8 protein-coding genes are annotated in these 11845 nt (G+C 41.8%); 7 read left to right on the plus strand and 1 reads right to left on the minus strand.

The annotated features are described in order from the left end of the window. The first annotated feature begins 36 nt into the window (after positions 1 to 36). The 3 genes from H6G40_RS04465 to H6G40_RS04475 all read left to right on the plus strand — a co-directional run bounded on the left by H6G40_RS04465 (position 37) and on the right by H6G40_RS04475 (position 5341). Positions 37 to 2487 carry a transglycosylase domain-containing protein gene (locus tag H6G40_RS04465; RefSeq protein WP_069474390.1) on the plus strand — a complete coding sequence of 817 codons (2451 nt, stop codon included), beginning with the start codon at positions 37 to 39 and terminating at the stop codon, positions 2485 to 2487. A 143-nt stretch (positions 2488 to 2630) separates the two neighbouring features. Next, positions 2631 to 4391, plus strand: coding sequence for a M61 family metallopeptidase (locus tag H6G40_RS04470; RefSeq protein WP_123230934.1), 1761 nt, complete (start codon positions 2631 to 2633; stop codon positions 4389 to 4391). Positions 4392 to 4414: 23 nt separating this feature from the next. Beyond that, a complete protein-coding gene (locus H6G40_RS04475; protein WP_123230935.1) occupies positions 4415 to 5341 on the plus strand; it encodes a branched-chain amino acid transaminase in 927 nt (308 codons plus the stop codon). A 78-nt stretch (positions 5342 to 5419) separates the two neighbouring features. On the opposite strand, the gene H6G40_RS04480 is transcribed toward H6G40_RS04475, so the two are convergent. After that, entirely contained in the window at positions 5420 to 5569 is a 150-nt protein-coding gene (locus tag H6G40_RS04480; protein WP_002761639.1) for a hypothetical protein, read from the minus strand. Between the two features lie 16 nt (positions 5570 to 5585). Between H6G40_RS04480 and H6G40_RS04485 the strand changes: the two genes are divergently transcribed. From H6G40_RS04485 to H6G40_RS04500, 4 genes are all read left to right on the plus strand, one after another. Beyond that, positions 5586 to 6113, plus strand: a complete 528-nt coding sequence (locus tag H6G40_RS04485) for a Pycsar system effector family protein (protein ID WP_002761637.1) — start codon at positions 5586 to 5588, stop codon at positions 6111 to 6113. A 254-nt stretch (positions 6114 to 6367) separates the two neighbouring features. Then, on the plus strand, positions 6368 to 7888 hold the full coding sequence (gene kaiC, locus H6G40_RS04490; RefSeq protein WP_002797104.1) for a circadian clock protein KaiC: 1521 nt from the start codon (positions 6368 to 6370) through the stop codon (positions 7886 to 7888). 294 nt (positions 7889 to 8182) lie between these two features. After that, positions 8183 to 9013 (plus strand): amino acid ABC transporter substrate-binding protein, encoded by an 831-nt coding sequence (locus tag H6G40_RS04495; RefSeq protein WP_069474440.1) that lies wholly within the window; start codon positions 8183 to 8185, stop codon positions 9011 to 9013. Positions 9014 to 9096: 83 nt separating this feature from the next. Next, complete coding sequence (locus H6G40_RS04500) at positions 9097 to 11721, plus strand: trans-splicing intein-formed DNA polymerase III subunit alpha N-terminal partner DnaE-N (RefSeq protein ID WP_002734765.1); 2625 nt, start codon at positions 9097 to 9099, stop codon at positions 11719 to 11721. Positions 11722 to 11845 lie beyond the last annotated feature (124 nt).

Below are 11845 nucleotides of genomic sequence, written 5' to 3' on the forward strand. Positions count from 1 at the left end.
CCCCACTTCCCCACTTCCCTCACCCGCTCAACTAACATGAAATACAAACAAAAACTTAGTCAATTTTTTCATAATCTTGCTAATAAATTAGGAAATTCCAAGCAACCCCCTAAAGTCGATCCTATCGACTCCAAATCTGCGCCAGTTGCTGGGGAAAAGCCAGTAGAAGCCGCTTCCGAAGAAAAAAAGGTTAATTTAGTCTCCCGAACCAGTAGCAAGGCTATAGAGACGTTAAAACCCTTAAAGAACAAATTTACTACCCTGATCAACAATTCTCCCTTACCGCAATGGCGACAACATCCCCGCTTTGGCTTGTACTTGGGAGTAGGATTAGGGGTGACTGGGGGACTTTTGGGGGTAGGTTGGGGCATTTATCGCCTTGAAAGCTCTCTACCGCAAAACATCGCTGATATACAAACCTATGCTCGTCCTGGCACCTTGACAATTGAAGCCGCTAATGGGGAAATCCTCAAGCAAAATGGCCCTAGCACCTACGAAACCGTGAAAATTGCTCAAGTTCCCCCACTGGTACAGGAGGCCTTTATCGCTAGTGAAGACCGTCGTTTTCGCGAACACGGGGGAGTGGATGGTCAGGGTATTGCTCGCGCTCTCTTTTCTAACCTGAGAGCCGGGGGAGTGGTGGAAGGAGGCAGCACCATCACCCAACAATTGGCCCGGATTGTCTTTTTATCCCAAGAAAGGAGCTTTGATCGCAAATTACGCGAAATGCGTATCGCTCAGAAAATAGAAGATAAATATACAAAAGACCAGATTTTAGAGCGTTATTTTCACCTAGTTTATCTCGGTTCCGGGGCCTACGGTCTTGCCGATGCCGCTTGGTTATATTTCAGTAAACCCGTCGATAAATTAACCCTAGCCGAAGCTGCCACCCTTGCCGGCATTGTTCCCGCTCCTAGTCTCTATTCTCCCCTCGAAAACCCTAAATCTGCCCTAGAACGGCGTAATATCGTCCTCAAAACTATGGCCGAGGTGGGATTTATTACTGCTGCTCAAGCCGAACAAGCGATCGCATCTCCCCTAGGCCTTAAAACCAGTCCCCTAAAACGTCTGCAACGGCAAGCGGCCTATTTTACCGATTATGTGGAAAAAGAACTGCCGCAACTGGTTCCCGCTAAAACCCTAGAAGCGGGGGGATTGGTGGTAAAAACTACCCTTAATCCTCGTTGGCAAAGCGAAGCAGAGGAAGTGGTAGAAAGAGCGGTTTCTCGTTATGGCCAGTGGCAGAACTTCCAACAGGCGGCTTTAGTGGCAATTGACCCCAAAAATGGGCAAATTAAGGCTATGGTCGGAGGAATTGACCACGATAAGAATCAATTCAATCGGGTGACACAGGCAAAACGTCAGCCGGGATCTACTTTTAAACCTTTTGTCTATGCGGCGGCGATTGCGGCGGGGAAATCCCCCTATTCTAGTTATAAAGATGCTCAGTATGTAGTGGATGGTTATAAACCGGAAAACTACGGTGATAGGTATAGCGGCCGCGCGGTGTCCATGCGCGATGCTTTGACTTCTTCCCTGAATGTGGTGGCAGTTCAGGTGTTAGTGGCCGTCGGTTGGAATCCGGTGATTAAATTAGCTCAAGATATGGGGATCCAGTCGAAACTTTTACCCACTTATTCTTTGGCTTTGGGTGCTTCGGAAGTCAATCTTTTAGAATTGACCAGCGCCTACGGGACTTTTGCTAATAATGGTGTGCATCAACCAGTTTACGGTATTAATCAGGTACTCGATCGCAATGGTAAAGTAATTTATCAAGCCAATTTTAAACCGAAAACTGCTCTGAATAAAAACACGGCAGCGACGATGACTTGGATGCTACAGAATGTGGTTAATTCGGGAACGGGAACCCCAGCACAAATTGGTCGTCCGGTGGCGGGAAAAACTGGTACTTCTGATAAAGCTCGCGACCTTTGGTTTGTCGGTTATATTCCCCAATTAGTCACGGGAATTTGGCTCGGTAATGACAATAATAAACCCACCAATGGAGCCAGTACCATGTCCGCTTGGATGTGGCGACAATTTATGTTAGAAGCAATTAAGGATATTCCCTATCAAGGTTTCCCAGAACCGAATTTAGGCAAACGTCCGGTGACATTAAAAGCAGAACCCATTAAACCCCGACGTACCTACTTTACCCAAACTACTAACAATCGTTTAGCCAGCAGCGATGAGGGTTCCCCCACCGAAAGACCTATCCGCAGACGGCGACGGGTTCGGGTAAGTCGTGTGCAAACTATCGTTCGTTCTAATACTAGCGAACCGGGCCAACGCCGTTCTAGTCGTCGGCGTACTAGAGTCGCTCCTACCAGCGCCGCCGCTCCTCGTCCTCAAAATACGGCCCCCGCAGCAGCCGAACCGATTACCGTTCCCGTCAATGTGGCGGCTCCCGAAACTCGTTCGGTTCCCCTAGAGGTAACTTCTCCCCCCGATGTGGCTCCTCCTGCACCCCCGGCAGAAAGACGCTGAATCGGCAAAAAAAACCGCAGGATTTGCGGGGGTTACAGTTCCAAAACTGCTCGGCCAAATCTTGGAAAACCATCGGATTTTTGGCGGCGAAACCGGGTAAATTAGCCGAAAGCCTGCCGCTATAATAACTTAAAAGCCGTTTAATGCCGATGACCAGTCTTATTTCCCCCACTACCATCTCCTCAACTCGTTTAAGTCTCAGCTATCAAGTGGCTATGTCGGAACCGACTTCGCACCTCTTTGAAGTCACTCTACAGATTACCGGTTGGCAAGCTCCGATTTTAAACCTAAAAATGCCGGTTTGGACTCCCGGTTCCTATCTAGTGCGGGAATACTCCCGTTTAGTTCAAGATTTTCAAGCTGTTAACCTCAACAGTCGCAAAGTTGCCAAAAATCACTGGCAGATTGACAATGGTGACAGTTCCGAAATAACGGTCAAATATCGCGTTTTTGCCCACGATTTAACCGTCAGAACCAACCATCTCGATGATACTCACGGTTACTTCAACGGGGCCGCTTTATTTTTCTATATCCCCGATTATCAAAAACATCCCCTCACCCTGACAATTATCCCCCCCCATGGCGATTGGCGCGTTACCACTGCCTTAAAATCTTTACCCGGACAGAAAAACACCTTTCACGTTCCCGATTTTGATACCCTGGTGGACAGTCCTGTGGAGGTGGGGATTCATCAGTTATACGATTTTGTCGTCGAGGGAAAACCCCATCAATTAGCTATCTGGGGACGGGGAAACGCCAATCCTAGTCAAATTATCGCTGATACGACTAAAATTATTCAAACCGAGTCGGCTATGTTCGGTGGACTCCCCTATGATAATTATCTCTTTTTGCTACATCTTTCGGCGGCTGGTTACGGGGGACTAGAACATAAAAATTCCTGTACCCTTAACTATGCGCGTTTGGGATTGCGAGATAAGGATAAATATAATCGTTTTCTGCAATTAGTCGCCCATGAGTTCTTTCATCTCTGGAATATCAAGCGTATTCGCCCAAAAGCTTTAGAAAGCTTCGATTATGACGCAGAAAATTATACTTCTTCCCTCTGGTTTGCCGAAGGAACCACCAGTTATTATGATATAGTAATCCCTCTACGGGCGGGAATATACGATAGTAAGACTTTTTTAGAGCTTTTAAGCAAAGAAATCACCCGTTATCTCAATATACCCGGTCGTCTTGTCCAACCTCTAGGCGAATCGAGTTTCGATGCTTGGATAAAACTCTATCGACGGGATAGCAATAGCGATAATAGTCAAATTTCCTACTATCTCAAGGGGGAATTATTGTCGCTGCTTCTCGATTTACTAATTCGCACCCACACCGATAACCGTCGTTCCCTCGATGATGTTTTACGCTCGATGTGGCAACATTTCGGTAAAGAGGAGATTGGTTATACCGATGGGGAATTGCAGGCAATTCTCGAATCGGCTGCGGGAGTGGATTTAAGCGACTTCTACCAGCGTTATATCGACGGTTTGGCAGAATTACCCTTTAATCAATATCTTGAACCTTTTGGACTCTATCTGCGGGGTGTTGACAATGGGGAGACGATACCTTATCTGGGAATGCGGGTACAGAGTGAAGCGGGTAAAGAAATAATTAAATTTGTCGAGATGGGTTCCCCTTGCCAAAAAGCGGGAATTAATGCTGATGATGAATTATTGGCTATCGATGGATTGCGGGTGACGGCGGAACAGTTAAACGAAAGATTAAAAGACTACCGCGCAGGTGATATTATTCAGATAACAGTCTTTCATCTCGATGAATTGCGAACCCTTGCTGTTCCACTGGCCACCCCGCAGACGATTCGCTATGAAATTATCAGGGTAGAAAATCCTTCTAATAGCCAGAAACAAAATTTTTCCGCATGGGTAAATCCCGTTTAATTCTTGGTTAAATCAACAAAAAAATGTCTATTACCGCCGAAATTCCTTTCCTTCCTCTCGCCTATTTTGAGAATAAATTTATCCCTTTTACTGAGGCCAAATTATCCGTTGCTACCCACGCACTACACTACGGAACTGCCGCTTTTGGGGGTTTACGAGGTACTCCCGACCCTAACAATCCGGGACAGATATTATTATTTAGATTAGAACGTCATTGTCAGCGTTTAAGTCAAAGTGCTAAGTTTCTTAATTACGAGATTTCTGCTGATAAAATCTATGAAATAATTATCGATTTTGTGAAAAAGAATCAGTGTCATCGACCTTTTTATATTCGTCCCCTTGTCTATAGTTCAGGGTTGGGAATTGCTCCGCGATTGCATGGTATCGAGAAGGATTTTCTAGTCTATGGTCTAGAAATGGATGATTATTTAGCAGCCGATGGGGTTAACTGTCGGATTAGTTCTTGGTATCGTCAAGAGGATAGAAGTTTCCCGTTGCGAGGTAAAATTAGCGCCGCTTATATCACTTCTGCTTTAGCAAAAACGGAAGCGGTAGAATCGGGGTTTGATGAGGCAATTTTAATGAATTCTCAGGGTAAAGTCTGTGAAGCGACGGGAATGAATATTTTTATCATCAGAAATGGTCAGCTAATTACTCCTAGTTTTGACCAAGATATCCTAGAGGGTATTACTAGAGATAGTGTTTTAACTATTGCGCGGGATTTGGGTATTCCGGTTATTGAAAGACCCGTAGATAAGACGGAGTTATTTATCGCTGATGAGGTGTTTTTAAGTGGCACTGCGGCGAAAATTACTCCGATTAAAAGGATTGAAACTTTTTCTTTACCTGCGGCTAAACCGATTACTTATCAGTTAAAAGAAAAGTTAAGTTCTATCGTTCTTAATCAGGAACCAAAGTATCAAGATTGGATTACTCAAGTTCCTTTATAGTTAGAGAAATTTACTTGATTTTTCCTTGAGATGCGTCAAATGATGGCGCATCTCAAGGAACCCTGAAATAAACAGAATTTATCTATTTTTCGGTTTGATTCCTTCCTGTATGTAGGGTATAGTTCTCTTAGGATCAATCTTCAGCACGGGTTTCTTCCCTGTTGCTGTTTTTTCTTGTTGATTGTCGGTTTTTTGCTGATTTTGATTATTATCGGTTGTATGTTCCATAGTAGAGCAAATAAGTATGACAAATATTCGGCTTACCTATGATTATACCTTAAACTCTATCAAAGTTGTCAAGGATAGTATTAATCAACTAAATACAAAACTTACTTTGATTCTGACTATTAGCGGTGTTTTGGTTAATTTTGGCAAAGATTTACCTGCTTATATAGTTTCCCTTGAATGTAACCAGTCTATTTATCCTTGTCTTAGCTGCTATCTTTTGAAATTTTTGGCTTATTTATTCACAATTATTACTATTGGCTTAGGATTATGGGGTCTATCCCCAGTAGTGGGTGGTGAAATTATCCTACCAGAACAATTGCTTGCTGAGGAATGGAACCAAGCAGAGGAAGAAGACTATCTAACGGCTTTAATACAATATTTACAAACAGAAACTTTAGTTATAATCTCTAAAATTAGAGAGCAAAAAGCAATTAGATTAAATTGGGCAATTAGGACGATAGTAACAGCAGTAATCTTGTTTTTATTAGATGAGATGATTTTTATTTCTATTCCTGTTTTGGGTAAATTTTGTGCGGGGATATAACCCTAACTACCTTACTGCGCTAACACAGCCTACTTAATATTTTCTTGAAAAATAAGCTCTTGGGATTATTTATTGATCATTTATATTCGAGAAATTCTCAGCAGATAATGTGGATAATCTAGTCGATATTGTCATAAAAGTTAACAACGCTCACTGAATTTTCTTGATACACCCCAACTAGGGATAAATTTCTGGTATCGCCGGTCACTGAAATAGGTACAATAAACATTGGCTCGTTTTCATAGAGAACTTAAATGACGCAAAATAATCCCCTAGAGTTGATTGAGAAGTTAGAAACAGGAATCCCCGGCTTTGATTTTCTTTCGGAAGGGGGATTACCGAAAGGACGAGCAACTTTGATAGCGGGGACGGCAGGAAGTGCTAAAACGGTTTTTGCCTGTCAATTTCTCGCAGAAGGCATCAAAAATGGAGAAAATGGCGTTTTTGTCACCTTCGAGGAGCCACCCCAAGCACTAAGAAAAAATATGGGTGGTTTTGGTTGGAATATCCGGCAGTGGGAGGAAAATCGCCAATGGGCCTTTGTCGATGCTTCCCCCCAACCAGAAGAAAAGCCGATGGTGACAGGAGAATACGACCTAGGCGCATTAATCGCTCGCATTGAGTTTGCTATCCGCAAAAATAAAGCCAAACGGGTGTCTATGGATTCTTTAGGCGCAATTTTTAGCCATTTAAGTGACAGCGCTCAAGTGAGAAGTGATCTTTTTCGTCTGGCAACCGCTTTGCGAGAATTGGAAGTAACAGCGATTATGACCGCAGAAAGAACCCAAGAATACGGCGAAATCAGTCGTTATGGGGTGGAGGAGTTTGTGGCCGATAATGTGGTGATTTTACGCAACGTTTTAACCGATGAGAAAAGAAGAAGGACGATCGAAATTTTAAAATATCGGGGAACCGATCACCAAAAAGGAGAATTTCCTTTTACAATTATTCCCAACAAAGGGGCCGTGATTATTCCTTTATCAGCCATTGAATTAGAACAAAAATCCTCTAATATTCGTATTACTTCCGGCAGTCTGGAACTCGATAGAATGTGTGGGGGTGGTTTCTTCCGCGATTCGGTTATTTTGGTTTCGGGAGCCACAGGAACAGGAAAAACCCTGATGGTGACAGAATTTATGGCTGGGGGAGTAACCAATGGGGAAAGATGTTTAATTTTTGCCTTCGAGGAAAGTCGCGAACAGTTATTTAGAAATGCTACCGGTTGGGGGGTGGATTATGACCGCATGGAAAAGGAAGGTAAATTAAAGGTAGTCTGCCGTTATCCCGAAACTACGGGTTTAGAAAATCATTTAATTATGATGAAGGAAATTATCGAGGAGTTTCAACCTAATCGAGTGGCAGTAGATAGTTTATCTGCTTTAGAAAGGGTTTCTAATCTGAAAGGATTTCGGGAATTTATTATCGGTTTGACTTCTTTTATTAAGCAAAAAGAGGTGGGAGGATTATTTACTTCCACCACTCCCACTTTATTAGGAGGTTCCTCGATTACGGAAGCGCATATTTCTACAATTACCGATTCAATTATTCTGCTGCGTTATGTGGAAATGTATGGAGAAATGCGCCGCGGTATCACTGTTTTAAAAATGCGCGGTTCTATGCACGATAAGGATATTCGTGAGTTTTCGATCGATCATCAAGGTATGCACATTGGTCAACCTTTCCGCAATGTTACCGGAATTCTGGCCGGAACTCCTATGTACACAGCACAAACAGAAGTAGAACGTTTGAGTGGATTATTTGAGGATCGTAGTTAGGGTTTGCGGCAAAAAGTTTTTCGGTGGGGGTAGCGTGTGGGGTGTAGGGTGTGGGGTGTAGGGTTTTACCGATTTTCATCTGCTCAATTACCTAATTTTCAGGGAAAAAGTCCAGGGATTTTCCCCCTGATCACTCCCAGACGAGGCACTTTTGGATTTTAAAAAGGTCTAAAAGTCTTATCCAACAAGGTTTTTAGATTTATTCAGCAAGCTCTAGTTAAAATATAGCAGCATTTGCTAATCGTGCGTCGGTTGTTAGCTTTTTTCTCCCTATCTCCTTCTTGCTTTCTTGATATGTCTAAAAACTTTTGGTTGATTTTTCTAGGTCTTTTACTGATAAATAATCTACATTTATCAGCCTTGGCAGAAACAGTTTTACAAAGAATTGCTCGCACGGGAGAATTAAAAGCGGCAGCCAGAAAAGATGCTGTTCCCTTTAGTTATATCGATGAGAAAACGGGACAATGGACAGGTTACGGAGTGGAATTAATGCGCTTAGTCCAACGTCGATTAGCACAAGAATTAGGTAAACCGATTACAATAACCTTTACAGAAGCGACGACTAACAATCGTTTTCAGCAAGTGGAACAGGGACAAGTAGATTTATCCTGTAATGCGGCAACAATCACGGAAGAAAGACTAGCAAAGGTTAATTTTTCTATTCCCTATTTTATGACGGGAGCGCAATTTTTAACTAAAAGGGAAAATGTTGATAAAATAGATATTAATAACACTTTAGCGGCAGTTGCGATCGCCTATATTCCCCATACCACCACCGATAGTATTATTCGTTATATCTATCCTCTGGCTAATTGGCAAGCTGTCAGCGATCGAAGTGAGGCAGTGGCAAAATTACAAAGGGGAGAAGTTAAAGCAGTGGTTAGTGATGGAATTCTTCTACTGGGGGAACTCGTTAAACAAGGACAGGATCCGCGACAATTTGTGCTACTACCCCGTCAACCGATTACCACCGAACTTTATGGCTGTATTTTACCCAAAAACGATCCCGAATGGAAAAAATTTGTTGATACTGTTGTTGGCAGCAATGATAACCAGAAACTGCGAGAACAATGGTTTAATTTAGAAGAAAGTTCTTTCCCCTATAGGATTCTCAATCAACCCTAAAAATAGACTGTGATTGCTGAAAATTAAAAGTCAGTAAATTCTAGTTTTTTTGCTTTTTACTTGTTACTTTTTCCTGAAAAATTATGTCTTTTGTCGGTTTACATATTCACAGTGATTATAGCTTACTTGATGGTGCTTCCCAATTACCGGCACTAATTGATCGAGCGATCGAATTAGGACAACCAGCGATCGCTTTAACCGATCATGGAGTCATGTATGGTGCGATCGAATTAATTAAAACCTGCCGTAATAAGGGAATAAAACCAATTATTGGCAACGAAATGTATGTAGTTAATGGCGATATTGAAGTCAATCTTCGCCACCGAAAATATCATCAAGTTGTTTTAGCCAAAAACACGCAAGGCTATAAAAATCTGGTTAAATTAACTACTATTTCTAATCTGAAAGGTATTCAAGGTAAAGGCATTTTTGCTCGTCCTTGTATCAATAAAGAGTTACTCCAACAATATCACGAAGGATTAATAGTTACCAGTGCTTGCTTGGGTGGAGAGATTCCCCAAGCAATTTTAGCTAATAATAGAAAATTGGCTAAGGAAACTGCTAAATGGTATAAAAAACTTTTTGGTGATGATTTTTATTTAGAAATTCAAGACCACGGTTCTAAAGAAGATCGGATTGTCAATGTAGAAATAGTTAAAATTGCTAAAGAATTAGGAATTAAAGTAGTTGCTACTAACGATTCTCACTTTATTTCCTGTTACGATGTAGAGGCACACGATGCCTTACTTTGTATTCAAACTGCCAAGTTAATTACTGAAGATAAACGCCTCCGTTATAGCGGAACAGAATACTTAAAATCTGCTGATGAAATGCGTTTACTTTTCCGTGATCATCTGCCAGAAGATGTGATTGAAGAAGCGATTAATAACACCTTAGAAGTAGCAGAAAAAGTCGAACCTTATAACATATTTAATGAACCAAGACTACCTAACTATCCAGTTCCTGCCGGACATACTGCTGATAGTTATGTAGAAGAAATTGCTTGGTTAGGATTACTAGAAAGATTAAAATGTCCTTCTCGTCACGAAATTGAACCTGTTTACAAAGAAAGACTTGAATACGAATTAAAAATGCTACAGAAAATGGGATTTTCTACCTATTTTCTCGTCGTTTGGGACTATATAAAATATGCTAGAGATCATGATATTCCCGTCGGTCCAGGACGCGGTTCTGCGGCGGGTTCTTTGGTAGCATATTCTTTAAAAATAACCAATATTGATCCCGTTCATCACGGGTTATTATTTGAGCGTTTTCTCAATCCTGAACGGAAATCTATGCCTGATATTGATACGGATTTCTGTATCGAGAGACGGGATGAAATGATCCAATACGTTACGGAGAAATACGGGGAGGCTAATGTTGCTCAAATCATTACTTTTAACCGCATGACATCAAAAGCTGTCTTAAAAGATGTGGCGCGGGTGTTAGATATTCCCTACGCCGAATCGGATAAAATGGCGAAAATGATTCCCGTTTCTCGCGGTAAACCCACACCTTTAAAAGTGATGATTTCCGATGAAACTCCCGAACCGGCATTTAAAGAAAGATACGATACGGAACCCCATGTGCGTCATTGGTTAGATATGGCAATTCGTATCGAAGGTACTAACAAAACCTTCGGAGTTCATGCCGCGGGAGTCGTCATTTCTTCCCAACCTTTAGATGAAGTGGTTCCCCTCCAGAAAAATAATGATGGGGCGGTAATTACCCAATATTTCATGGAGGATTTAGAATCATTGGGATTGTTAAAAATGGACTTTTTAGGGTTAAGAAATTTAACTACTTTGAAAAAAACCGCCGATTTAATTAAACAAAATCAGGGCATAGAAATTGATCTGGATCAATTGCCTTTAGATGAAAGAAAAGCCCTGCAAATTCGGGCTAAAGGGGAACATAAAAAACTACCTCCCGATATTCTCAAAACCCACGGATTACTAGAAGAAGGGGATTTAGAAGGTATTTTCCAGTTAGAATCATCGGGGATGAAACAGATAGTTAAAGAGTTAAAACCATCGGGTATTGAGGACATATCTTCAATCTTAGCACTCTATCGCCCCGGACCTTTAGATGCGGGATTAATTCCTCTCTTTATTGGCAGAAAACACGGTAGAGAACCCATTCGTTATGATCATCCTTTATTGGAACCAATTCTTAAGGAAACCTACGCAGTTTTAGTCTATCAAGAACAGATTATGAAAATGGCGCAGGATTTAGCCGGTTATTCCCTAGGAGAAGCGGATCTATTGCGTCGGGCAATGGGTAAGAAAAAAGCCTCCGAAATGCAGAAACAAAGGGAGATGTTTATCGATGGTGCTGCTAAAAATGGTGTGGAAAAAAGAATCGCTGAAAATCTCTTTGAACAGATGGTAAATTTTGCCGAATATTGTCTAGGAGGTGAGACGTTAATTTTAACTGAGGAATACGGATTATTACCAATTGCTAAAATTGTGAGCGAAGAAATTAACTGCACTGTTTATACTGTTGACCAAAATGGTTTTGTTTATAGTCAACCAATCTCTCAATGGCACGAGCGAGGTTTACAAGAAGTCTTTGAATATACCCTAGAAAATGGCCAAACTATCCAAGCAACCAAAGATCATAAATTTATGACTAGCGACGGAGAAATGTTAGCCATAGATACAATATTTGAGCGCGGTTTAGATTTAAAATCCTCTGATTTTTCCTAAAAACCAAACCCCCCAATCTTGTCGGATTGAGGGGTAGGAAAGAATAATCCTGGCATCGAGCTATTGTCCCGGTCGGCAACCCGACAAGTATCTTGGCCACGGTGAAGTTTCACAACCGAGTTCG

This window comes from Microcystis viridis FACHB-1342 (genome assembly GCF_014698335.1).
Taxonomy (GTDB): Bacteria; Cyanobacteriota; Cyanobacteriia; order Cyanobacteriales; family Microcystaceae; genus Microcystis; species Microcystis ichthyoblabe_A.

Excerpts from the sequence above, each read along its gene's own strand:
- H6G40_RS04480 (WP_002761639.1), bottom strand. The coding sequence starts at position 5,569 with ATGGAACATACAACCGATAATAATCAAAATCAGCAAAAAACCGACAAT.
- H6G40_RS04465 (WP_069474390.1), top strand. The coding sequence starts at position 37 with ATGAAATACAAACAAAAACTTAGTCAATTTTTTCATAATCTTGCTAAT.
- H6G40_RS04485 (WP_002761637.1), top strand. The coding sequence starts at position 5,586 with ATGACAAATATTCGGCTTACCTATGATTATACCTTAAACTCTATCAAA.
- H6G40_RS04500 (WP_002734765.1), top strand. The coding sequence starts at position 9,097 with ATGTCTTTTGTCGGTTTACATATTCACAGTGATTATAGCTTACTTGAT.
- H6G40_RS04470 (WP_123230934.1), top strand. The coding sequence starts at position 2,631 with ATGCCGATGACCAGTCTTATTTCCCCCACTACCATCTCCTCAACTCGT.
- H6G40_RS04475 (WP_123230935.1), top strand. The coding sequence starts at position 4,415 with ATGTCTATTACCGCCGAAATTCCTTTCCTTCCTCTCGCCTATTTTGAG.
- H6G40_RS04495 (WP_069474440.1), top strand. The coding sequence starts at position 8,183 with ATGTCTAAAAACTTTTGGTTGATTTTTCTAGGTCTTTTACTGATAAAT.
- kaiC (WP_002797104.1), top strand. The coding sequence starts at position 6,368 with ATGACGCAAAATAATCCCCTAGAGTTGATTGAGAAGTTAGAAACAGGA.